The sequence below is a fragment of the Sphingomonas arenae genome (assembly GCF_016924655.1).
Classification (GTDB): Bacteria; Pseudomonadota; Alphaproteobacteria; order Sphingomonadales; family Sphingomonadaceae; genus Sphingomicrobium; species Sphingomicrobium arenae.
In genome coordinates this window covers 237790-259139 of record NZ_JAFFJU010000001.1, presented here as the reverse complement: position 1 = coordinate 259139, position 21350 = coordinate 237790, and the positions used below count along the sequence as shown (strand labels likewise).

The 21350-nt window shown below is 65.6% G+C and carries 23 protein-coding genes and 2 riboswitches; of the genes, 9 read left to right on the top strand and 14 right to left on the bottom strand.

What is annotated here, in order from left to right:
- Positions 1 to 77: 77 nt before the first annotated feature.
- From JT720_RS01285 to JT720_RS01275, 3 genes are all read right to left on the bottom strand, one after another.
- Positions 78 to 737, bottom strand: a complete 660-nt coding sequence (locus tag JT720_RS01285) for a 3-oxoacid CoA-transferase subunit B (RefSeq protein WP_205478769.1) — start codon at positions 735 to 737, stop codon at positions 78 to 80.
- Positions 737 to 1447, bottom strand: a complete 711-nt coding sequence (locus JT720_RS01280) for a CoA transferase subunit A (RefSeq protein WP_205478767.1) — start codon at positions 1445 to 1447, stop codon at positions 737 to 739. The genes JT720_RS01285 and JT720_RS01280 overlap by 1 nt, the downstream gene beginning before the upstream one ends.
- A gap of 64 nt (positions 1448 to 1511) precedes the next feature.
- Entirely contained in the window at positions 1512 to 1808 is a 297-nt protein-coding gene (locus tag JT720_RS01275) for an SCP2 sterol-binding domain-containing protein (protein WP_205478764.1), read from the bottom strand.
- 158 nt (positions 1809 to 1966) lie between these two features.
- On the opposite strand from JT720_RS01275, the gene JT720_RS01270 reads away from it, so the two are divergent.
- Positions 1967 to 3394 carry an NAD-dependent succinate-semialdehyde dehydrogenase gene (locus tag JT720_RS01270; protein ID WP_205478763.1) on the top strand — a complete coding sequence of 476 codons (1428 nt, stop codon included), beginning with the start codon at positions 1967 to 1969 and terminating at the stop codon, positions 3392 to 3394.
- A 53-nt stretch (positions 3395 to 3447) separates the two neighbouring features.
- Here the strand turns inward: JT720_RS01270 and JT720_RS01265 are convergent, their stop codons facing one another.
- From JT720_RS01265 to JT720_RS01230, 8 genes are all read right to left on the bottom strand, one after another.
- Complete coding sequence (locus tag JT720_RS01265) at positions 3448 to 3765, bottom strand: hypothetical protein (RefSeq protein WP_205478755.1); 318 nt, start codon at positions 3763 to 3765, stop codon at positions 3448 to 3450.
- Between the two features lie 99 nt (positions 3766 to 3864).
- On the bottom strand, positions 3865 to 4860 hold the full coding sequence (locus JT720_RS01260) for a type II secretion system F family protein (protein ID WP_205478754.1): 996 nt from the start codon (positions 4858 to 4860) through the stop codon (positions 3865 to 3867).
- Positions 4861 to 4872: 12 nt separating this feature from the next.
- Positions 4873 to 5844, bottom strand: a complete 972-nt coding sequence (locus tag JT720_RS01255; RefSeq protein WP_205478753.1) for a type II secretion system F family protein — start codon at positions 5842 to 5844, stop codon at positions 4873 to 4875.
- Positions 5845 to 5918: 74 nt separating this feature from the next.
- Positions 5919 to 7187, bottom strand: a complete 1269-nt coding sequence (locus JT720_RS01250) for a CpaE/TadZ family protein (protein WP_205478752.1) — start codon at positions 7185 to 7187, stop codon at positions 5919 to 5921.
- Entirely contained in the window at positions 7187 to 7825 is a 639-nt protein-coding gene (locus JT720_RS01245) for a CpaD family pilus assembly protein (RefSeq protein ID WP_205478751.1), read from the bottom strand. Before JT720_RS01245 ends, JT720_RS01250 begins: the two co-directional genes overlap by 1 nt.
- Positions 7826 to 7851: 26 nt before the next feature.
- A complete protein-coding gene (locus tag JT720_RS01240; protein ID WP_205478750.1) occupies positions 7852 to 9327 on the bottom strand; it encodes a type II and III secretion system protein family protein in 1476 nt (491 codons plus the stop codon).
- Between the two features lies 1 nt (position 9328).
- Positions 9329 to 10387: a Flp pilus assembly protein CpaB gene (cpaB, locus tag JT720_RS01235; RefSeq protein ID WP_205478749.1), complete on the bottom strand. Its 1059-nt coding sequence runs from the start codon at positions 10385 to 10387 to the stop codon at positions 9329 to 9331.
- A 46-nt stretch (positions 10388 to 10433) separates the two neighbouring features.
- On the bottom strand, positions 10434 to 10904 hold the full coding sequence (locus JT720_RS01230; protein ID WP_336511922.1) for an A24 family peptidase: 471 nt from the start codon (positions 10902 to 10904) through the stop codon (positions 10434 to 10436).
- A 61-nt stretch (positions 10905 to 10965) separates the two neighbouring features.
- On the opposite strand from JT720_RS01230, the gene JT720_RS01225 reads away from it, so the two are divergent.
- Positions 10966 to 12018 (top strand): NAD(P)/FAD-dependent oxidoreductase, encoded by a 1053-nt coding sequence (locus tag JT720_RS01225; RefSeq protein WP_336511921.1) that lies wholly within the window; start codon positions 10966 to 10968, stop codon positions 12016 to 12018.
- Here the strand turns inward: JT720_RS01225 and rnhA are convergent.
- The gene (gene rnhA / locus JT720_RS01220; protein WP_205478742.1) at positions 12015 to 12467 is read right to left on the bottom strand and encodes a ribonuclease HI; all 453 of its coding nucleotides are present in this window, start codon (positions 12465 to 12467) and stop codon (positions 12015 to 12017) included. The genes JT720_RS01225 and rnhA overlap by 4 nt on opposite strands.
- A gap of 6 nt (positions 12468 to 12473) precedes the next feature.
- Entirely contained in the window at positions 12474 to 13421 is a 948-nt protein-coding gene (ispH, locus tag JT720_RS01215) for a 4-hydroxy-3-methylbut-2-enyl diphosphate reductase (RefSeq protein ID WP_205478740.1), read from the bottom strand.
- 80 nt (positions 13422 to 13501) lie between these two features.
- On the opposite strand from ispH, the gene JT720_RS01210 reads away from it, so the two are divergent.
- Positions 13502 to 14134, top strand: coding sequence for a hypothetical protein (locus tag JT720_RS01210; RefSeq protein WP_205478738.1), 633 nt, complete (start codon positions 13502 to 13504; stop codon positions 14132 to 14134).
- A gap of 5 nt (positions 14135 to 14139) precedes the next feature.
- Here JT720_RS01210 and JT720_RS01205 read toward each other — a convergent pair whose 3' ends face one another.
- Positions 14140 to 15375 carry a vanadium-dependent haloperoxidase gene (locus JT720_RS01205; RefSeq protein ID WP_205478736.1) on the bottom strand — a complete coding sequence of 412 codons (1236 nt, stop codon included), beginning with the start codon at positions 15373 to 15375 and terminating at the stop codon, positions 14140 to 14142.
- Between the two features lie 124 nt (positions 15376 to 15499).
- Positions 15500 to 15594: riboswitch (glycine riboswitch) on the top strand.
- Position 15595: 1 nt separating this feature from the next.
- Positions 15596 to 15691, top strand: a riboswitch (glycine riboswitch).
- Positions 15692 to 15752: 61 nt separating this feature from the next.
- Here JT720_RS01205 and gcvT point away from each other — a divergent pair.
- From gcvT to gcvPB, 6 genes are read left to right on the top strand one after another with little or no spacing between them, the layout of a single operon-like run.
- Positions 15753 to 16871 carry a glycine cleavage system aminomethyltransferase GcvT gene (gene gcvT, locus JT720_RS01200; RefSeq protein WP_205478734.1) on the top strand — a complete coding sequence of 373 codons (1119 nt, stop codon included), beginning with the start codon at positions 15753 to 15755 and terminating at the stop codon, positions 16869 to 16871.
- Positions 16872 to 16877: 6 nt separating this feature from the next.
- A complete protein-coding gene (gene gcvH / locus JT720_RS01195; protein WP_205478731.1) occupies positions 16878 to 17249 on the top strand; it encodes a glycine cleavage system protein GcvH in 372 nt (123 codons plus the stop codon).
- A complete protein-coding gene (locus tag JT720_RS01190) occupies positions 17246 to 17995 on the top strand; it encodes a class I SAM-dependent methyltransferase (RefSeq protein ID WP_205478730.1) in 750 nt (249 codons plus the stop codon). The genes gcvH and JT720_RS01190 overlap by 4 nt, the downstream gene beginning before the upstream one ends.
- The gene (locus tag JT720_RS01185; RefSeq protein WP_205478729.1) at positions 17992 to 18360 is read left to right on the top strand and encodes a hypothetical protein; all 369 of its coding nucleotides are present in this window, start codon (positions 17992 to 17994) and stop codon (positions 18358 to 18360) included. Before JT720_RS01190 ends, JT720_RS01185 begins: the two co-directional genes overlap by 4 nt.
- Positions 18360 to 19718, top strand: coding sequence for an aminomethyl-transferring glycine dehydrogenase subunit GcvPA (gene gcvPA / locus JT720_RS01180; protein WP_205478728.1), 1359 nt, complete (start codon positions 18360 to 18362; stop codon positions 19716 to 19718). Before JT720_RS01185 ends, gcvPA begins: the two co-directional genes overlap by 1 nt.
- 2 nt (positions 19719 to 19720) lie before the next feature.
- The gene (gene gcvPB / locus JT720_RS01175; RefSeq protein WP_419555387.1) at positions 19721 to 21331 is read left to right on the top strand and encodes an aminomethyl-transferring glycine dehydrogenase subunit GcvPB; all 1611 of its coding nucleotides are present in this window, start codon (positions 19721 to 19723) and stop codon (positions 21329 to 21331) included.
- Positions 21332 to 21350 lie beyond the last annotated feature (19 nt).

Below are 21350 nucleotides of genomic sequence, written 5' to 3'. Positions count from 1 at the left end.
CGAGCCGGGATCCGCCTTGTTCTTCTGCTCAGTGGAAGGCAGGCAGACCCCGGGTCAAGCCCGAGGTGACGGAAACCTCACCCTTCGTACTTCGCCGTCGTTTTCTCCCGCACCTCGTCGGCAGTCACCCCTGGCGCGAGTTCGATCAGCTTGAACGGGCTCCGATGATCCGGCCGCTGGAAAACGGCGAGGTCCGTGATGATCATGTCGACCACGTTCTTGCCGGTGAGGGGCAGAGTGCATTCCGGAATGAACTTCGGATCGCCGTTCTTGGAGGCATGCTCCATGACGACGATGATCTTCTTGACCCCCGCGACGAGGTCCATGGCGCCACCCATGCCCTTGATCATCTTGCCCGGGATCATCCAGTTGGCGATGTCGCCGCCCTGGCTGACCTCCATGGCGCCGAGCACGGTGAGATCGATATGTCCCCCGCGGATCATAGCGAAGCTCGCGTCCGAGCTGAAGTAGCTCGATGAGTCCAGTTCGCTGATCGTCTGCTTGCCGGCGTTGATGAGATCGGGATCGACCTCGTCGTCATAAGGAAACGGGCCAATGCCTAGCATTCCGTTCTCGGACTGCAACGTGACCTCGAGCCCATCTGGGATGTGGTTCGCGACTAAAGTCGGAATGCCGATGCCCAGGTTCACATAGAAGCCGTCACGCAGCTCCTTGGCTGCACGGGCCGCCATCTCGTCGCGCGTCCAGCCCTTGGTAAGGTGGTCGTGGGCGGTCATTATGCAGCCTCCCGCTGGCGAACGGTCCGAAACTCGATCTTCTTGTCGTAGGGCGAGCCTAGGATGAGCCGCTTCACGTAGATGCTGGGGAGGTGGATACCGTCCGGATCGAGACTGCCAACAGGCACGATCTCCTCGACCTCCGCAACGCAAATCTTTCCGCAGGTTGCTGCCGGCTGATTGAAGTTGCGGGCGGTCTTGCGGAAGACGAGGTTGCCGGCCTCGTCCGCCTTCCAACCCTTGATAATCGATAGGTCCGCGCGAATGCCGCGTTCGAGGATGTAGTCCTCGCCATCGAAGCTTTTCACCTCCTTGCCCTCGGCCACCTTCGTGCCCACTCCGGTCTTTGTATAGAAGCCCGGAATGCCCGCACCCCCGGCTCGCATCCGCTCGGCCAACGTGCCTTGTGGGCAGAACTCGACTTCGAGCTCCCCCGAGAGGAATTGTCGCTCGAATTCCTTGTTCTCACCGACGTAGGACGAAATCATCTTCGTGACCTGACGCGTGCGCAGCAGCTTTCCGAGCCCTTCGTTGTCGATGCCGGCATTGTTTGAGGCGATGGTGAGGTCCTTGACCCCGCTCGCTACCACAGCGTCAATCAGCCGCTCGGGAATACCGCACAGCCCGAAGCCGCCGGCCGCGATGAACATGCCGTCATGCAGCAGACCATCAAGCGCCGCCTTGGCGTCGGGATAGATTTTTCTGGCCATGAGCCCTCCTCGGGGCGCGGTTAGGCGAACTTGAAAGTAGGTTCAACTTCGCCTGTCACAGCGTCTAACGCAGCTTCGCGAGTACGCCCTGAAGCTGCATCGCATTGCTCATGTCGCCCTCGACCTTGAGCTTGCCGGTCATGAAGGCGGTCATCCCGTCAAGCTGGCCGGCAGCCATGGCCTGCCAGTCGGTCCAGCTGACTTTGATAGTGGTATCCGCCGCGCCATTATCCTCGGAAACCTGGTTGGCCTTGCCGTCCAGCATGATTGCGCCTTCGTCGCCGAAGTCGAGCTTGACCGTCTTGCCCGGCAGGTAGGCGCTGTTTTCCTGCATCTTCTGGACGAGTTCCTGCTTGGTCATTCTCTCGATCTCCTACGTGCGCTCACCCTAAGCCTGTCGAAGGGCGCGAAGTCACAATGAGTGGCGATCACGCTTCGAAGGCTCAGCGTGAACGCGGACTGGCTCGGCCTAACCGGACCCCGCTTGGCGGGCAAGGGCGAGAGGAGTAGGCAGGGGCCATGACCTATCAAGCAGACCTCAAGCTCTTCATCGATGGTAGTTGGCGTGCGGGCGAGAACCGCGACGCCATGCCGGTTATCAACCCTGCCACCGGCGGAACCATCGCCGAGGTGCCGCTGGCCAGTACCGGCGATCTCGACGAAGCTCTGGGTGCGGCGGACCGCGCCTGGCCGCTCTGGCGGGCCACGGACGTCGAAAAGCGCGCGGCGATCCTGCACAAGACCGCCGATTTGCTGCGCGAACGTGCCCAGGAGATCGGCGCGCTCCTGACTCAGGAGCAGGGCAAGCCGATCGCCGAGTCCGTCGGAGAAGTCATCGGCTCAGCGCAGATGTTCGACTTCTTTGCGGAAGAGGCGAAGCGCGCTTACGGCCGCGTGCTGGTCCGCCCGACCGGTCAGCGCTCGATCGTAATCCCGCAGCCGGTCGGTCCCACGGCGACCTTCACGCCCTGGAACTTCCCGATCTACCTTCTGGCGAAGAAGGTGGCCGCAGCTTTGGCGGCTGGTTGCTCGGTCATTTCCAAGCCGCCCGAGGAAACACCTGGAAGCACGGGCGCCATGGGTCGGGCGCTTGCGGACGCGGGTATTCCCAACGGGGTCTTCCAGCTGGTGCACGGCGTTCCGGACACGGTCTCGCGCCATCTCATCGGGTCGCGCGTGATCCGCAAGGTGAGCTTCACCGGGTCCATTCCCGTGGGCAAACACCTGATGAAGCTCGCGGCCGATGGCATGAAGCGCATCACCATGGAACTGGGCGGTCACGCTCCGGTGCTGATCTTCGACGATTGCGACCTCGAGAAGACGCTGGACGCCGTGGTGCCGCAGAAATTCCGGAACGCCGGACAGGTGTGCGTAAGCCCCACCCGCTTCTATGTGCAGGAAGGGATCTACGACGCTTTCCAGCGCGGCTTCGCGGAGCGCACGCGCGCGCTGAAGGTCGGCAACGGCCTCGAAGCAGACACGCGCATGGGCCCGCTTGCCAACGAGCGCCGCATCCCGGCGATCGCCGGGCTGGTCGAAGATGCCAAGGCCAAGGGAGCCAAGGTGCTGGCCGGTGGTGAGCGCGGGGAGGGCGGCTACTTCTTCCAGCCGACCGTGCTGGCCGACGTGCCGCTGGACGCCGAGGCGATGAACAACGAGCCGTTCGGTCCTCTCGCCCTGATGCGCTCCTTCGCGACGGTCGACGAGGCGATCGAGCAGGCCAACCGGCTGCCTTACGGCCTCGCCGCCTTCGTGTTCACGGAGAACGGCCGCCGGGCCAACCTGCTAGGCGACGCGATCGAGAGTGGGATGGTGGGGATCAACACCTTCGCCATCTCCGTCGCGGACGCGCCCTTCGGTGGCATCAAGGATAGCGGGTTCGGCAGTGAAGGCGGCGTCGAGGGTCTCCAGAGCTACCAGGTGACCAAGGCCATCCACCAGGCCTGAACGCAAGAACAGGCTCCCGCCGCAACGGGAGCCCGTTTGTGAACTGGGTGAGGTTAGCGGCGCTCGTCCTCTGGATGACGACCTATGATCGGTCGTTCATCGCCACGCCGATCGGGGTAGCCGTCGCCGTCGCGATCCCGGCGGCCCGCGGCCATCAACGTCTCGCGCTCACGCCATTCCTTCTCGCGCGAGTTCCAGTGCGTCTCGCGATCCTTCAGGTCGCGTTCGAGCACTCGCCGCTTTTCGAGTTCCTCGTTGTAGCGGGTCTTCCACTTGCGCCGTCCGCCGGACGTCATCCACATGCCCACGAGCAGGCCGAGGACGAAGACCAGGCCGATGATGACCCATTGGTCCGTCGTGAAGGTCAGCATCCGTCCATCCCTCATTGCGTCGCCGATACGAAGTCAAAGCGAGGGAGCGGGATATTTGTTCCTCTCCCAGCGCGAGCCGGGAGAGGAATGAATCTGACCTTACTTGGCGTTCAGGAAGCTGTCGCTGATCGAGCAGGCCGCCGGACCGAGGATCACGACGAACAGGGTCGGCAGGATGAACAGGATCAGCGGAACCGTCATGATCGCCGGGAGCCGCGCGGCCTTCTCCTCCGCGCGCATCATGCGTTCATTGCGGAACTCGGCCGACAGCACCCGCAGGGCGGAGGCGAGGGGCGTGCCGTACTTCTCCGTCTGGATCATGGTAGTGACCACGCCGCGGATCGCTTCCAGGTCGACGCGGGTCGACAGGTTTTCGAAGGCCTGACGGCGCTCGTTGAGGAAGCCCAGCTCGATGGCGGTCAGGCCGAACTCGTCACCCAGTTCAGGGTAGGCCTTCCCCAGTTCGCGGGAGACACGGCCGAATGCGGCGTCCACGGTCAGGCCGGCCTCGGCGCAGATGACCAACAGGTCCAGCGCGTCCGGCAGGCCCTTCCGCACGGCATGGCTGCGCTTTGTAACCTTGTTCTTCAGCCAGATGTCCGGCGCCTTGTAGCTGAGCACCAGCGTGCCGGCGGTAACGGCATAGCGCTTGATCCCGCCCCAATCGGGGAAGAAATCGAGCACGTAGATGAACAGGATTGCCAGCGCCCCGAGGACCACCGGGAGCACGAAACGGGCGAAGATGATGAAGAAGGCCAGGTCCTTGGCGCGGATGCCCGCCTGCATCAGCTTGACCTGAGTCTTCTTCAGCTGATCGTCCTGGATCATCTTGAAGCTGGACAGGATGCCGCGGACCTTGTCCGCCGCCGCATTCTGATTGGTCAGCTTCTTGCGCTTGTTGGTGGACGCGACGATGCCTGCCTTGAGCTGCTCGCGCCGCTCGTTCAGCGCTTTGACCCGGCGGGCCATCGGATCCTTGACTGTCGTTGCGGCGTAGATGGCGATCAGCACCGCCATGGTCGCCACCCCCGAGAGGATTGTGGCAACCCAGATGACATCGACGCCGAGAAGGGTGGGGCCTGCTGCAGGCTGCATGTCGTTGGTCCCTTAGATCTCGAAGTTGACCATCTTGGCCATGACGAAGACGCCGATGCTCATCCAAAGAAGCCCGCCGAGGCCTGCGATGATCAGTCGGTCATCCGTGAAGAAGCCGGCCATGTATCCGGGGTTCATCATGTAGACGAGCCCGAAGACGATGAAGGGCAGTGCGCCCACGATCATGGCCGAAGCCTTCGATTCCGAACTCATGGCCTTGATCTTCAGCTTCATCTGGGCGCGCTTTCGGAGCACGTCGGCAAGGTTCGACAGCGTCTCGGCAAGATTGCCGCCGGTCTCCCGCTGGATGGCGAGGGTGATGACGAAGAACTGGAACTCGGGAGTGCCGAGGCGGTCCGCCGTTTCCTGAAGAGCCGCTTCCATCGTGCGACCAATCTTCATCTTGTCCGCGACAGCGCGAAACTCGGACCCGACCGGATCGGGAACCTCGCTGGAGACGATGCCCAAGGTTTCGGTGATCGGGAGACCCGAACGAAGGCCGCGAACCATCAGTTCAATGGCGTCAGGGAAGTTGGCGGTGAACCTAGCAATGCGGCGGTTGATCAGCTTCCCGACCACAAAGTGCGGGAGACCGACCCCGACGAAGCAGCCGACCAGGATAGCCAGCGGGATCGGCGCGCCGCGGGTGAGCATCAGAAGCGTGACCGTCACCACGATGCCGCCGCAAACCATGGCGAACTGAGCGAGGCTCCAGCTGCGGCCGGTGCGTTCCAGGCGCTGCCGCAGCAGTGCGGGCTTCGGGAGCAGGGTCGAGGCCCAGCTATCAGCGCGGCTCTGCTGTTTCGCGAACAGCTTGCGAATCTGCGCATTGGCGTGGGCGGCAATGCCTTCGGCGTGCCGTTCCTTGATCATCTCCAGGCGGCGCTTGGTCGCCTTGGACGCCGAGGGACCCTGGAAGGCGTTGATGAGCAGCGCGAGTGCACCCAGCACTCCCCCCGCCAAGATGATGACCATGATCGACATCAAGCCCGTCCTTCAATTCAGGGTCGTGGGAAGGACCGGACGGGTTTCGAACCCGTCCGATGCCTTCCGGTTCGTCACGCTGCCGCCGCCTGCTTCGGCTTCGACAACATGGACTTGAGGTTATCCACCAGCGACTTGGCTGCGGCTGCACCCTTCGCTTCGGATGCACCCTCTTCCGTGGCATGGCTCAGGACCATGTTGCACAGCGCCGCGTAAGGGGCAGCGGCCTTGCCGGCTGCAACCTCCGCAACCGGCTTGCCGAGCTTGGCAGCCTGCGCCGCAAGCTTGCCATCCTCCGCGATCACGACATCCACCGAGCGCTCGATCGACTGTTCGAAGTCCTTGCGGCTGATCTCGAGCGCGCCGCCCGAGGGAACCCGGTTGGCGACGACAATGACCTTGGTCTGCGGTGCGTTGGACTTGAGCCAAGCCAGGATCCGGATCGTGTCCCGGGTCGCGGCGAGGGTCAGTTCCGCCACGACCACTGCGACATGCGCGTCATGAACCATGTGCGGAAACTGGATCAGCATGTGGCGCGGCAGATCGAGGACCGTCGACTCGAAGGCGTTCCGCATTTCTTCCTGGAGCTGGAAGAAGGCGGTCCCGTCCGTGATCAGCGGCTGGTTGATCGGGGCCTCCGCCGAGAGGACCGACAACCGCTCATTGGCGCGGACCATGGCCCGCTCGATGAACAGACCGTCGATACGGCTCGGGTTTTCGATCGCATCTGTCAAGCCGCGACCCGGCTCCAGGTCGAGCGCCAAGGCGCCCGTCCCGAAGTGAATATCGAGGTCGAGCAGCGCCGTCGTGCGATGCGCCTTGTCCCCGAGCAGCCATGCGAGCGATGTCGCGATCGTCGATGCGCCCACGCCTCCGCGGACGCCGATGACCGTGGACATGACATGCGGCTTGTCGACCTGCGCTTCCCCGCGCGGCCCCGACAGGATCGCCTGGGCGTTCGCGAAGGTGTCACGCAGCTGGTCCACGCTGAAGGGCTTCAGCAGGTAATCGTGGATGCCACTGGCAACGAGGTCCCGATAGAGACGCACGTCATTTACCTGGCCGGCCGCGATCACGATCGTGCCCGGTTCGCAGACTTCTGCCAGCGCATTGATGTCGTTCAACGGGTCAGCCGATTCCGACAGGTCCACGAACAGGATGTTCGGGGACGCCGAAACGGACAAGGACTGGACCGCATTGCGCAGCCCACCCTTGTTGACCTTTTCCGGACTCCAGCCGTGTTCGACAGCGACCGGCCGCAGCATGTCGGCAGTGGCGTCGTCGCACACGAAGGCGGTGAACGGGTCGCGAAGGCCCGCGCGGGCCTGAAACGGCGCGTTCATTACTTGCCCTCCTTCTTCGTCTGAATGTCTTGCAGACCCTGCTCACCCGTCGGGCGCTGGGTCCGGTACGACTGGACTGCACGGGAGGCGGTGGCGGCGTCGGTGACGCCGCTACCCTCCCGGCCATGGATCAGGTCGTTGGGGTTCGCAACCATGGCGGCGAGGTTGCCGTTCACGCTGCATCCGTAGTTCGACATGGTCCGATTGTTGTAATTGGGGAGTGCCGGGTCGCTCCAGTTGGGGCAGCCGGGCACATCCGCGCGGGTCCGGCTGACCACAACCCTGACCGACCCTTCGGGGATTATGCCCGCGGTGACCGGTGCCCCGCTCGTCACCAGCATTCCAAACTGGCCGGCGATCCGCGCGACATCGGCCCGAGCTGCGTCGGCGTAGGGCCCATCGACACTGATCGTGTCACCATAGCCCAGATCGAGGCCGCGGAACCATGCTTCGAGGCGTGCGGCTTCGCTGACCGGCAGACTGCCGCCAGGTGCTGCCGCATCGAACACATAGTCGCTGCGGGCGACCACCGGTTCGTTCACGGCGGACAGGCCTCGCGCCGGATCATCACCGGGCTTGTAGGCGCACGCACCCACCGAAGCGGAGGCGAGTAGCACCAGGAGAAGGTTGGTACGCATCGTCGATCCTCTCTTTGCGCGCGGCATCACAGCTTGAAGCCCGGGCTGGCGGGGGCGGAAGTGGCTGCGGCCGGAGCCGCACCTGCGGAAACGCTGACGCCGGGGCGGGCAACCGCGTTGGCGGCCGGGCGTGGACCCGAGGTCCCCTTGAAGGTCTGCCCTTCCCAGTTCAGCTCCGGATCCGTCGGAGCCCGGTAGCCGTCGGTCGGCAGCGCGAGCTGACCCGACACCGGGCGAACCAAATACGGGGTCACCACGATCACGAGTTCCGTTTCCGCGCGGCGGTAGCGCGTCGAGCGGAACAGGGCGCCGAGGATTGGGAGGTCGCCAAGGAAAGGCGCCTTCTCGACATCGTTCGCGTTCGCATTTCGGAGCAGGCCGGCGATCATGAAGCTCTGGCCGGAGCCCAGCTCCACCGTCGTTTCCGCTCGACGTGTCGTAATGGCCGGGACCAGAAAGCCGTTCAACCGAACGGCATTCTCGTTCGACAGCTCACTGACTTCCGGCCGGACCCGCATGGAGATGCGGCCGTCGGCAAGGACGATCGGCGTGAAGGCCAGCCCGACGCCATACTGCTTGTACTCGATCGAGATCGCGCCAAGCGATTGGCTGACCGGCACCGGGAACTCACCGCCGGCCAGGAAGCTGGCAGTCTCACCAGAAAGAGCGGTCAGGTTCGGCTCGGCCAGCAGGGTGACGACACCATCCGTGGCGGCCAGGTCGAGCGAGCTGATGATATCCATGCCGAACAGCTTGCCGACACCGGAGATGGTGGAGCCGATCGGGCTCCGGATGATCGATCCCGCGCCGTCCTGCTCTCCACCGGGCTCCGGCAGGTAGATGCCCTGGCCCTGAAGAACGCCGAGCTTGAAACCGCCCTGCGTGCTGGTGAGGAGGTTCACGCCAATCTGCTTCAGCAGGGTGCGGTTCACCTCGGCGATCTTCACCTTGAGGTTCACCTGCAGCGGCGTAGCGGTGCGAACCCGGCTGACGATCTGCGTACCGTCGCCCACATAGGCCTGGACGAGCCGCTGAGCCTCGGCCGCATCTTCAGGAGACGCGACGGTGCCGGTCAGCAGGACCAGGTTGTTCATCGGGGTCGCCTGGATGCTCGCTTCCGGCATGGCCATGCGCAGCATCTCGTCGACCGAGCTGATGTTGTTTCCGACGCGGACGTTGGCGGCATAGACTACCCGGCCATTCTTGTCCGTGGCGTAGACAGTCGTTTCACCACGCTCCTTGCCGAACACGTACAGCTGGTTGGAAGACCGGACCTGCACATCGGCGATCTTGTCGTTGGCGACGAAGAGATCGCTCATCGGCGAGGACAGGCGCACCAATGTCCCGGTGTTCTGGCTGAGGTTCAGCGTTTCCGACGGTCGCGCGGCCATGGGCTGCGCGGCGGCCGGGCTGGCGAGGGTCGCGGCGGTGCCGAGGCCGAGGGCCAGGGCGGCGAGGGCAGTGCCCAGGCGCGACTGGCGGCGGGTCTTGTTGGCGATCATCTTAACGAGCCCCCACTGGAACGTAGCTGACGTTGTTGCCACGAGCGACGCGGACCACCGGGCCGGCGGGAATGCCTGCGCCGCCGGCGCCGGTCGCCGCGACCGGGTTGCCGGACAGGGCGCCGGCGAACTTGGTGAGCGCATCCGCGGCCTGGGCCGAGCGGTCGGCCGGCTTGGCCGGAACCGTGCGACGCTGGAAGCGGGACACATCGCCGCCGGTGGTATATGTCGTCGCCGTGTCGATCGGACGGTTGGCAAGAGCAAGCATCATGCTGCGCTCTTCGGCCGGAGTCCGGCTGTTAGGCAGCTTGACCTCACCCGAGGCGACCGCCCTCTCGAGCTCCGCCGTGGTATCGGCAATGGAGCGGAGCGAGAGGGACAGCTTGCCCATCGCCTGCGACACAGCGATCTTCTCGGCGATCCGGGGAGTTGCCTCGAGCGTCACCGTATCTGGCTTCAGGATCTCTGTCTTGCCGTCTTCGCCCTTGCTGTCGACCTTCTGGTCGATGGCGAGGACCCGCAGGTTGCGGACGATCGTCTCGGAAACCTTCAGCGGCGGACCATCGCCTCCACCCTCGACCTCCTGGGTCAGGACGAGGTCGACGCGGTCACCCGGGAAGACGAACCCGCCGACACCGCCAGTGTCGCTGTCGGTCTTGATGGTGATGGCGCGCATGCCCGGGCCCAGCGCCGCGGCCAGGAAGCCACGGTCCTGCGGACCTACCAGGGTGCCGCGGGTCAGCGGCTGGCCTGCGGTCACGGGATTGCGAACAACCGTACCGATCAGCTTGCTGGGATCTGAGTCAGGGCTGCCTTCCGTATAGTAGGCACTCTGCATCAGCTCCTCCGGCCAAGGCTGGTAGGTGAAGGACTCCGCATCCACGATGGTGCCGACCGCTAGTGCCTTGCGGGCCACCAGGATCTTGGGCCCCACGGGAGCCGCAACAGCAGCGGTGGCCTCAGGCGCGCTGGCCCCGGCAAACATGTTCTTGGCCAACACGGCGGTCACCGCGGCAACCAGCAACGCTCCGACCAGAAGCGCGATCTTCTTCACATCCATGGCGCAAACGCCTCCCCAGAAAGGGTCCACTCAATGGTGTCAGACATCAGGCAAAATGGTTAAGATATCGTTCGGCCAGAATCGTGAGCGCGGCCGTCGCAATTGCGATGCCGTAAGGCACTTTCGGGCGCCCTGGTTGGCGCCGGACCCGATGAGCGAGCAGGAGGGCGAGCGTGAGCAATCCGCCTGCGATCGACATCCAGACCAAGAACTTCGCGACAAAGAAGGGCGGGAACCATAGCGACACGGCGGCCGCGAGCTTGACGTCCCCACCGCCCATCATGCCCGCGTAGAAAGCGCCCGCCAGCAGCCCGAACACCAGCGCGGCAACGCCTAGCTGCACCGCCACGTCTGGCCAGAGCGGCAAACCCAAAGCCCACCAGTAGGCGGGGGCCAGCGCACCGATCGTGAAATTCAGGCGATTGGAGATGCGGTAGGTTCGCGCGTCGATGATCGCGGCGACGACCAGCAGAACCGCGAGAATAGCAGGCAGCAAGACGGTGAACGGCAGATTCATCATTTTCACCGTCTAGACGGCGGGGCTTTCCAAACCGTAACCAGCACGGGACGTGACTTCAGTGGACATCCTCATCGTTGGAGCCGGGATCGCCGGCGCCAGCCTTGGCGCCGCGCTGGCTCCGCACCGCCGCGTACTGCTGGTCGAGACGGAGGATCAGCCTGGGCATCATTCCACCGGCCGTTCGGCAGCCTTCTGGCACGAGGGTTATGGCGGCGCACAGGTCGCGCCGCTGACCCGGGCAAGCCGGCCGATGCTCGAGGCCGGGGGATACCTCTCGCCGCGTGGCGCTATCCATATTGCCCGTGCCGGGGAGAACATCGAATTGGTCGCCGGGTGCGTTGGCGAGCCGCTGAATCGGAGCGCGCTGGACAAGGTGTTGCCAGGTCTCCGACCCGACTGGAGGCACGGACTGCGTGAGCCATCCCTTGCCGACATCGATGTTGCCCGGCTGCATGCCACTTTCTTGGCCGCAGTCCGCCGACATGGCGGGGAGGTTCGCACCCGCGCGGGCCTCGTCCAGGCGCGGCGGCAGGGGGAGGAGTGGGCCGTCCGCCTGACCGATGGCAGCGCAGTCCATTGCGAACTGCTGGTCGACGCTGGAGGAGCCTGGGCCGACGAGGTCGCGAAAAGCAGCGGGGTGAGGGGACTTGGCCTTGCTCCGAAGCGCCGGACGATGGTCCAACTGCGTGTCGGACGATCGGGCCTGTCACGGCTCCCCCTGATCGTTGGTGCGGATGGAAGCTTTTACTTCAAGGGGGAAGGGGATCGCTCGATCTGGCTCAGCCCGCACGACGAAATCGATACGGACCCATGTGACGCGGCACCCGAGGAGCTGGATATCGCTGTCGCGATCGATCGGTTCGAGCATGTCGTGGACTGGCCTGTGGAGCGGGTGGAGCGCAGCTGGGCGGGGCTGAGGACCTTCGCGCCGGACCGGCTGCCCGTATTCGGCCATGATGTGCGAGAGCCCCGCTTCTTTTGGTGCGCGGGGCAAGGCGGGTTCGGCATCCAGACCGCTCCCGCTGCAGCGGAGCTCTGCGCGGCGCTGATCCTGCGGGACCGGGTACCGCCGGTCGATCCGTCGCCTTACGATCCAGCGCGGTTCGGTTAGGCGCTTTTCCTGAAGGTATCGGCGGCGGCGCAGGCAAGAACGTCCACCCGCTCGTTCTCGGGGTGTCCCGAATGGCCGCGAACCCATCGCCAGTCGATCCGGTGCCGTTCGGCCGCGGCGCAGAGTTCCTGCCAGAGTTCGGCATTTTTGACCGGCTTCTTGTCGGACGTGCGCCAGCCGTTGCGGCGCCAGTTGTGCACCCACTTGGTGATGCCGTCGCGGACGTACATGCTGTCCGTATGAAGCAGGACATGACACGGTCGAGTCAGCGCCTGAAGCCCCCGAATGGCAGCGAGCAGTTCCATCCGATTGTTGGTGGTCAGCGGCTCGCCGCCGGAGAGCTCCTTCTCCCGCTCACCGGAACGGATCAGCACCCCCCAGCCGCCGGGACCGGGATTCCCCCGGCAAGCGCCGTCCGTGAACATCTCCACCTTAACCATCTCGCTCATGAAGATTCACGCGACCAGTTCGCGGGGCAGCTTGAAGGTGAGCGCCTCGCGCGTGTGCTCGGCTTCCTCGGCATGCACGTCGAATCGGGTGCCGAGCGCCTCTAGCACCTCCTGCACCAGAACCTCGGGTGCCGAGGCACCGGCTGTCAGGCCAAGGCTGGCCGGCTGTCCAAGCCACTCCCAGTCGATCTCGCTTGCGCGCTGGATCAGCCGAGCGGGCACGCCCTCCCGCTCCGCCACCTCGACCAGCCGGAGCGAATTGCTGCTGTTGGGAGCGCCGATCACCAGCATGCGTTCGCAGCGGAGCGCGATCTGCTTCACGGCTGCCTGACGGTTGGAGGTCGCATAGCAGATGTCTTCGCCCCGAGGAGCGCGGATGGACGGGAAACGAGCTTGCAATGCACCGACGATAGCGGAGGTGTCGTCCACGGAAAGCGTGGTCTGGGTGAGGAAGGCAAGGTTCTCGGGGTCCGCGGGCTCGATCCTCGCCACATCCTCGATGGTTTCGACGAGGGTCATGCTGCCCTCCGGAACCTGGCCAAAGGTGCCGATTACTTCGGGGTGTCCCGCGTGGCCGATGAAGATGATGTGCCGGCCGGTCTCGATCAGCCGCTCGGCCTGGCGGTGGACCTTGCTCACCAGGGGGCACGTGGCATCCAGGTAGTCGAGGCCACGGTCCTGCGCCGCCGCAGGCACGGACTTCGGCACGCCGTGCGCCGAAAAGACTACCGGCACGCCGTCGGGAACTTCTTCCAGCTCCTCGACGAACACCGCGCCGAGGCCCCGCAGCCGGTCCACCACAAACTTGTTATGAACGATCTCGTGCCGGACATAGACCGGTGCGCCGTAGCGCTCGATCGCCAGCTCCACGATACGGATGGCGCGGTCCACGCCCGCGCAGAACCCGCGCGGCGCGGCGATGATGACCTGGAGGGGCGGGCGGGAAGACGGCATGGCGGCGATGTAAGCGATTGCTTGCCTGACTGCTAGGCGGTTCCTAGAAGGCCGGCGACCGACTGCAAGGAATTACCCACGTGAGAGCGCTCTTCGTTCCCCTGACGATTGCCCTTCTGCTGACCGGCTGTTCCCGGCAGGGCGAGATCACCGCGGGGGGCGTCTACGTAAAGCGCACCGGCTGTCCGCAGGTGGCCATCCCGGCCGCTACGGGCGACATCACCCTGTTCGATCCGGTGAACTTCCGTACGGCGGCTGCGATCGACGTTAGCGCGGCAATCACCAACGTACGCTCGAATTGTACCGAGGAGGGCGCCTACCTTGTCTCGACCGCGAGCTACGATGTCGTGGCGACGCGGCGCGATCCGACCCAGGCGCGTCAGGTGGTGCTGCCGATCTTTTCGGTCGCCACGCAGGGTGGGACCAATGTCGTGGCCAAGCGGGTCGGCGCGGTCGCGGTCGATTTCGCGGCCGGCAGCGTCCGGGGTCAGGGCCGCGGGCAGTCCGTTATCCGCGTTGCGCGCTCCGCGGCCGCGCTTCCTGCGGATGTTCAGCGCGAGCTCACGCGTGAGCGGCGCCCCGGGGACGCCGATGCGGCAATCGATCCACTGTCCGATCCCAAGATCCGGGATGCGGTTGCCACCGCTACGTTCGAGCATCTCCTGGGTTTTCAGCTGACCCAGGACCAGCTGCGCTACAACGCGACGCGCTAGGGCACTTACCTAGTTCCGGGCAGCGGGCGCATGATGGTGGCGAGCGCCTGTCGCGTAATCTTGCGACCCATGTCCTCGCCAGCCTCGTTGCTGAAGCGGTAATGCACTCCGCCAAGCGTGCGGGAGAGATTCACTTCCTCCGCCCACTTGTCCCAGCTTGGCAGCACCTGGATGGCTGCCGTCGGGATCGACCGGGATGCAACGCGCACGCCCCAGGCGGGACTGTCCGCGTCGACGCTCTTCATCAGCTCGGCGGTAGCCCCTGCAAAGATGCAGTGACCGCAAGGGTACTCAGGATGATTGGGCGTCCGGATCAGCGGCTCCCATGAGGGATCGGCCTGCGTTGCAGGGTTGCCGTCCTCCGCGGCGTTACGGATCGCGGTGATGGGCCTCCAGTAGTTGTAATGGAGCTTGGCGTCGGCCATCGCCATGCCGGCATCGTCCCCGATCATCTGGTACAAGGCGAACAGACGGGCGTTGTCGACCGCGCGCCGGCCCTTCTGGTCGGCAATCAGTCGCAGCGCCGGCATCATGTCGGGCGTGATCCGATAGCGCGCCATCAGGGTCTGGTGAGCGCTGCGTTCCTTGCTCACCTTGCCGCCAAGACGCTGCACTTCCGCAAGATCGTGGGCATAGCGTTTGCTGGTCACCGGCGGCGGGGGAGCAGGCCGGAACGCGTTCGCCGAGCCGATGAACCAGGGTTTGAAGGCCGTGGACCATGGCTGAAAGACGGGAAGTGTCGTGGGTACCCAGACGCCGGCCGGCGCAACCGGGCGGTAGGGCTGCTGCGTTACGGCGGGATCGATCAGCCCAGCCTTCAGGGCCGCCGCGGCAGCCCGCTCGCCCAGGGACTTGCCCGCCACCTTGGCCGGGCTGTCCGCGATTGCGTCCATGGCGATGGTGTAGCTCTCTTCCAAGGCGCTCTTCTGCCCCGGGTAGTGATCGAGCAGGATCTTGTAGGCCGCAGTGGTGGCGGCAGCGTCCTGCGAGGCCTTTGGGTCGCCAGCCGGCAGCTTCAGATAGGGCTCGTACCGGCGGTCGATGGCGTTCAGTGCCTCGAACATGGCAAGGGCGACCTGGGCCTGCGCATGGGCGTGCTCGGGGCCGATCGGTACATCGGGCGGTGGTGCGGCAGCCTTCTCAATCTTGTCGGCGAAGTCCATCCACTCGCAGACCGTGTCGGCAGATGCGGACCCTGTGAAAAGGAAGGCGGAAGCAGTGAACAGTAGAAGGTGACGCATGATCGACTCCGCTTGTCGATAGCTGCCGGCCTTTTACCACGAGCGGTGGTGCAGGCCGAATCCGCGTTGACTCGGCCAGCCGGCACGGCCAAGGCTCGCCTTGTCGCCGACGGCTCGCCGTCGGGGGCCCAGCGCGGGAGAGTTGTGGCGGGAAACCGCTGCCGCCGAAGGAGCAACCACCCCCGGAATCTCTCAGGCACCCAGGACCGCGCGGGGCCGACAGTCTGGAAAGTGCTCCGGCTCATGGCCGGGGCCGCCGAAGGGGTAACCTCGCTTCTCAGCGGGGGAAAGCTCTCAGGTCCAAAGTGACAGACGGGGGTTCGTTGGGGAGGGCGCTTGTGCCGCCTCGCACGGACTTGCCCGGGAGCGCTTGATCGATGGCCGACGTTGCCGACACCCCGCTAGCTACCCTGCCGCTGGACACGTGGCACCGCGCGCGTGGCGCGCGCATGGTGCCGTTTGCCGGCTATCTCATGCCCGTCCAGTACGAAGGCATCATGGCCGAGCACCTGTGGACGCGGCAGTCCGCGGGGCTGTTCGACGTCAGCCACATGGGACAGCTGGTGGTGTCCGGCCCGGATGCCGACGCGGCACTGGAGACCTTGCTGCCGGGTGACCTCAAGGGGCTGAAGGATGGGCGGCTGCGCTACTCGCTGCTGCTGAACGAGGCTGGCGGGATCGTCGACGACCTCATGGCGACGCGTCAGGGCGAAACCTTCTACGTGGTGGTCAACGGTGCAACCAAGCATGGCGATATCGAGCAGCTGCGGAGCCGGCTGCCGCAGGGGACCGTCGTCGACTATCTCGAGAGCCAGGCCCTACTGGCCCTGCAAGGCCCACGGGCCGCCGAGGTGCTGGAGCCGCTGGCGCCCGGCGTGTCGGAGCTGACTTTCATGCAGGGCGGGCGGTTCACCATTGCCGGCGTGGACGCGTGGATCAGCCGCTCCGGCTACACGGGGGAGGACGGGTTCGAGATCTCGGTGCCCGCATCGGTAGTCGAGCAGGTCGCAGATGCACTGCTGGCAAGCGAGTTCGTCAAGCCCATCGGCCTCGGCGCACGGGACTCGCTGCGGCTCGAGGCGGGGTTGCCGCTTTATGGTCATGACCTCGACGAGCAAACGACACCGGTGATGGCCGACCTTGGCTTCGCCATTTCCAAGCGTCGCCGCGCCGAAGGCGGTTTTGCGGGCGCCGAGCGCATCATGTCGGAGCTTGAGAACGGCCCGGTGCAGAAGCGCGTTGGCTTCGTTGTCGAAGGGCGCCAGCCGGTGCGTGAGGGTGCCCGCATCTTCGACGGCGAGGGTAACGAGGTCGGCCGCGTAACCAGCGGCGGTTTCTCCCCTTCGCTGCAGAAGCCCATCGGCATGGGGTACGTCGCGGCCGCGCTCGCTCAGCCGGGCGGCGCGCTGACGCTGGAGCAGCGCGGCAAGCTGTTCACCGCCACGGTCACGCCAACATCTTTCGTCCCCCACCGCTACCATCGCAAGGGAGCCTGAACATCCATGAGCCTCTACTTCACTAAGGAACATGAGTGGATCCGCGTCGAGGGCGACACGGCCACCGTGGGCATCTCCCAGCATGCGCAGGGCGCGTTGGGCGACATCGTGTTCGCGGAGGCGCCGGAGCCGGGCAAGACGCTGAACAAGGGTCAGGAAGCGGCCGTCGTGGAATCGGTGAAGGCGGCGAGCGACGTCTATGCGCCGGTCAGCGGCGAGGTGGTCGAGGCCAATCCGGCGATCGCCGACGACCCGTCGATCATCAACTCCGATCCGGAAGGCGAGGGCTGGTTCTTCAAGCTGCGGCTCGCAGACCAGGGCGAGCTGGAAGGCCTGATGGACGAGCCCGCCTATCGCGCATGGTGTGAGACGCTTTGAACCAGGCGGTCGCCTCGACCAGCAGCTGGAACGCGGGCGATTACGCCCGCGTCGGCGCGTTCGTCCCGGCCTTGGGCGCGGCGGCGCTCGACCTGCTGGATCCGCAGCCGGGTGAGCGGGTGCTCGACGTCGGTTGCGGGGACGGCGCGCTGACGCGGCACATCGTAGCGCGCGGTGCCAGCGCGGTGGGTGTCGACAGCAGCGCGAGCATGGTCGAGGCAGCCAGTTCGGCCGGGCTCGACGTGCGGCTGATGGATGCGGCCGACATGACCTTCAATGGCGAGTTCGACGCGGCCTTCTCCAACGCGGCGCTGCACTGGATGCTGGACAAGCGGCGGGTCGCCGAGGCGGTGTTCCGCGCGCTGAAGCCCGGAGGCCGGTTCGCCGGTGAGATGGGCGGCGAGGGCAACCTCGCCCGGTTGCGCGAGGCACTCGACACCGAGTTGATCGCCCGCGGCTACGTGCCGCCGCTTGAAGCTGCCAACTGGTATGCGCCGGCAGAGGAGTTCGCCGCGCTCTACGAGACGGTCGGCTTCGACGAGATCGATGCGCGGCTGCTGGAGCGCCCGACCGAGCTCGAGCATGGCGTGCAGAGCTGGGTCACGGTGTTTCGCGCCGGCTGGCTTGACCGTGCGGGTGTCCCGCAGGAGGAACGTGCTGCCTTGGCGGATGTCGTGGCCGAGCGGGTCGGATCGAACCTCGCCGACTATGTTCGTTTGCGCTTCCACATGCGGAAGCCCGCATGATCGCGCTTGCCGCTTTTCTCATTCTGGCGCCTGCGAGCCCGCCTTCTGCGTCCATCCAGGCCGTGCGGGAGGCTCCTGCGCGTTATGCAGGCAAGCGGGTGGTGCTCCAGGGCTGGGTCACGCGCTGCAACGCGCTCGACTGCGCAATCAGCGAAACTGAGAAGGGCGGCGCTCGCCTGTCGCTCGAACCAAGCGCGCGCGTGGACTCGCAGCTGACCGCTCTCGTCCCCACATGGATTGAGTTGGAGGCCATCGTCGATCCCGTCTGCCTCGATGACGAGGTCTGCACGGACCGACCGCCACAGCTCCGCAACGTTCTTCTCCGCTCCATCCTTGCCACTCCGGCCCCGCCAGAGGACCAATAATGCGCTACCTTCCCCTTTCCGATGCCGACCGCCGAGAGATGCTCGGCGTCATTGGTGCTGCAGCGATCGACGAGTTGTTCCGTGACGTGCCGGAGGAGGCGCGGCTGACGGGGCCGATCGACGGCCTGCCGATGCATGCGTCGGAGCTGGCGGTCGAGCGGCACATGACCAAGCTGGCGGCCAAGAACATGGTCGCGGGGCAGGTGCCCTTCTTCCTCGGCTGCGGTGCGTACAAGCACCACATCCCGGCCAGCGTCGACCACCTGATCCAGCGCGGCGAGTTCCTGACCGCCTACACGCCCTATCAACCGGAGATCGCGCAGGGCACGCTGCAGGTGCTGTTCGAGTTCCAGACCCAGGTCGCGCGGCTGTTCGGCTGCCAGGTGGCGAACGCGTCGATGTACGATGGCTCAACCGGCTGCTGGGAAGCAATCGGCATGGCCCGTCGCATCACCCGGAAGAAGAAGACGATCATCTCGTCCGGGCTGCATCCGCATTATGTCTCCGTCTGCAACACCATGGCGCGATTTACCGGCGACGTGCTGGAGACGGCGACGCCCGAACTGACGGCCGAGACCGACGCCGAGCGGCTGATCGCGGCAATCGATGGCGAGACCAGCGCGGTGGTGGTGCAATATCCGGACATTCTGGGCCGGATCACGGACCTCAAGCCGATTGCCGAGGCGGCGCAGGCAAAGGGCGCGTTGCTGATTGCCGTCGTGACGGAGCCGGTAGCGCTGGGAGCGATCAAGTCTCCCGGCGAGATGGGCGCGGACATCGTGGTCGGCGAGGGGCAGAGCCTGGGTGTCGGCCTGCAGTTCGGTGGACCGTATGTCGGCCTGTTCGCCTGCCGCGAGAAGCATGTCCGACAGATGCCCGGACGTCTGGCTGGCGAGACGGTCGATGCCGAGGGCAAGCGCGGCTATGTGCTGACGCTCTCCACCCGCGAGCAGCATATCCGGCGCGAGAAGGCGACCAGCAACATCTGTACCAACTCCGGCCTCTGCGCCCTGGCCTTCTCCATCCACATGACATTGCTGGGTGAGAAGGGGCTGCGGCAATTGGCGGCGCTGAACCATGCGCGGGCGGTACAGGTGGCGGAGCGGCTGGCAGCGATCCCGGGCGTGCGGCTGGTCAACGACAGCTTCTTCAACGAGTTCACGCTGGGATTGCCCGTCGAGGCGCGGCCGGCGGTGCATGCAATGGTGGAGAAGGGCGTGCTCGGCGGGGTGTCGCTGGCGCGTCTCTACCCGAATGTTGATGCGCTCAGGAACGGGCTGGTGGTGGCGGTCACCGAGACGGTCACCGACGAGGATGTGGACGCGCTCGAAGCGGCGCTGAAGGAGGTTGTGGCGTGACGATCAACCAGAGCGGATGGAAGCCCGCCGCGCCGATCGCGGGTCCCGGGGACATCGGCACCACCACCGGCAATCGCGCGCTGATGCTGGAAGAGGCGCTGATCTTCGAGATCGGCGACACCGAGACGACGGGCGTTGATATTGCCGGGGCTCCGGCCGTGGAGAGCCGGCTGGGCGCGCTGGCGCGTTCGGCTGAGATCGGGCTGGCGGGCCTCAGCGAGCCGGAGACGGTGCGCCACTATACGCGGCTGTCGCGGCAGAACTATGCGATCGACCTTGGGCTGTTTCCGCTCGGATCGTGCACCATGAAGCACAACCCGCGCCTCAATGAGAAGATGGCTCGGCTGCCGGGCTTCGCCGACATCCACCCGCTGCAGCCTCGCGAGACGGTGCAGGGGGCGCTGGAGGTGATCAACGAGCTGGCCTTCTGGCTGATCGATCTCACCGGCATGCATGGCGTGGCGATGAGCCCCAAGGCCGGTGCGCATGGCGAGCTGTGCGGCCTGCTGTGCATCCGCGCCGCGCTGGAGGCGCGCGGCGATGCCCGCGAGGTCGTGTTGGTGCCGGAGAGCGCGCATGGGACCAATCCTGCGACCGCGGCTTTCTGTGGCTACCGCGTTGAAAGCATTCCGGCGACCGATGCAGGCCGGGTGGACTTGGAAGCCCTGAAGGCGCGGCTGGGCCCCGACGTTGCCGCGGTGATGATCACCAATCCCAACACCTGCGGGCTGTTCGAGCCGCAGATGAAGGAGATCAGCGACGCGGTGCATGCGGCGGGGGGGTTCGTCTATTGCGACGGCGCGAACTTCAACGCGATCGTTGGCAAGGTGCGGCCGGGCGATCTCGGGATCGACGCCATGCACATCAACCTCCACAAGACCTTTTCCACGCCTCACGGCGGTGGTGGACCGGGCTCTGGGCCGGTGGTGCTGTCCGAAGCGCTCTCGCCCTTCGGACCGTTGCCTTACACGGCGCGGACCAAGGATGGCGTGGTGCACCTGATCGAGGAAGAGCAGGCCGACGAGTTCAGTGAGGAGCATTTCGGCGGTGCCTTGCAGAGCTTCGGCCGCATGACCGCCTTCCATGGGCAGATGGGCATGTTCACCCGCGCGCTGAGCTACATCCTCAGTCACGGCGCCGACGGCCTCAAGCAGGTGGCCGAGGACGCCGTGCTCAATGCCAATTACGTGCTGCGCAGCCTGGAGGACGTGCTCGACGCGCCCTTCGCGCATTCGGGGCCGTGCATGCACGAGGCGCTGTTCTCAGATAAGGGCTTCGCCGACGGGGTGAGCACGCTGGACCTCGCCAAGGCGCTGATCGACGAGGGCTTCCACCCGATGACCATGTACTTCCCGCTGGTGGTGCATGGCGCGATGCTGGTGGAGCCGACGGAGACGGAGTCCAAGGCGGCGCTTGACCAGTTCATTGCGGCGCTGCGCTCCATTGCCGAGCGGGCTCGGGCGGGCGACGCGGCGCTGAAGTCGGCGCCGGTCCATGCTCCGCGGCGGCGGCTGGACGAGACGCTGGCGGCGCGCAAGCCGGTCATTGCCTATCGCACGCCGGCGCCGGATGGAGCGGACCTGCCGACGCCAAGTCCCGTGGGGGACCGCTGACCTGGCTCGCTCCGGATGG

Excerpts from the sequence above, each read along its gene's own strand:
- JT720_RS01285 (WP_205478769.1), bottom strand. The coding sequence starts at position 737 with ATGACCGCCCACGACCACCTTACCAAGGGCTGGACGCGCGACGAGATG.
- JT720_RS01280 (WP_205478767.1), bottom strand. The coding sequence starts at position 1,447 with ATGGCCAGAAAAATCTATCCCGACGCCAAGGCGGCGCTTGATGGTCTG.
- JT720_RS01275 (WP_205478764.1), bottom strand. The coding sequence starts at position 1,808 with ATGACCAAGCAGGAACTCGTCCAGAAGATGCAGGAAAACAGCGCCTAC.
- JT720_RS01270 (WP_205478763.1), top strand. The coding sequence starts at position 1,967 with ATGACCTATCAAGCAGACCTCAAGCTCTTCATCGATGGTAGTTGGCGT.
- JT720_RS01265 (WP_205478755.1), bottom strand. The coding sequence starts at position 3,765 with ATGCTGACCTTCACGACGGACCAATGGGTCATCATCGGCCTGGTCTTC.
- JT720_RS01260 (WP_205478754.1), bottom strand. The coding sequence starts at position 4,860 with ATGCAGCCTGCAGCAGGCCCCACCCTTCTCGGCGTCGATGTCATCTGG.
- JT720_RS01255 (WP_205478753.1), bottom strand. The coding sequence starts at position 5,844 with ATGTCGATCATGGTCATCATCTTGGCGGGGGGAGTGCTGGGTGCACTC.
- JT720_RS01250 (WP_205478752.1), bottom strand. The coding sequence starts at position 7,187 with ATGAACGCGCCGTTTCAGGCCCGCGCGGGCCTTCGCGACCCGTTCACC.
- JT720_RS01245 (WP_205478751.1), bottom strand. The coding sequence starts at position 7,825 with ATGCGTACCAACCTTCTCCTGGTGCTACTCGCCTCCGCTTCGGTGGGT.
- JT720_RS01240 (WP_205478750.1), bottom strand. The coding sequence starts at position 9,327 with ATGATCGCCAACAAGACCCGCCGCCAGTCGCGCCTGGGCACTGCCCTC.
- cpaB (WP_205478749.1), bottom strand. The coding sequence starts at position 10,387 with ATGGATGTGAAGAAGATCGCGCTTCTGGTCGGAGCGTTGCTGGTTGCC.
- JT720_RS01230 (WP_336511922.1), bottom strand. The coding sequence starts at position 10,904 with ATGAATCTGCCGTTCACCGTCTTGCTGCCTGCTATTCTCGCGGTTCTG.
- rnhA (WP_205478742.1), bottom strand. The coding sequence starts at position 12,467 with ATGAGCGAGATGGTTAAGGTGGAGATGTTCACGGACGGCGCTTGCCGG.
- ispH (WP_205478740.1), bottom strand. The coding sequence starts at position 13,421 with ATGCCGTCTTCCCGCCCGCCCCTCCAGGTCATCATCGCCGCGCCGCGC.
- JT720_RS01205 (WP_205478736.1), bottom strand. The coding sequence starts at position 15,375 with ATGCGTCACCTTCTACTGTTCACTGCTTCCGCCTTCCTTTTCACAGGG.
- gcvT (WP_205478734.1), top strand. The coding sequence starts at position 15,753 with ATGGCCGACGTTGCCGACACCCCGCTAGCTACCCTGCCGCTGGACACG.
- gcvH (WP_205478731.1), top strand. The coding sequence starts at position 16,878 with ATGAGCCTCTACTTCACTAAGGAACATGAGTGGATCCGCGTCGAGGGC.
- JT720_RS01185 (WP_205478729.1), top strand. The coding sequence starts at position 17,992 with ATGATCGCGCTTGCCGCTTTTCTCATTCTGGCGCCTGCGAGCCCGCCT.
- gcvPA (WP_205478728.1), top strand. The coding sequence starts at position 18,360 with ATGCGCTACCTTCCCCTTTCCGATGCCGACCGCCGAGAGATGCTCGGC.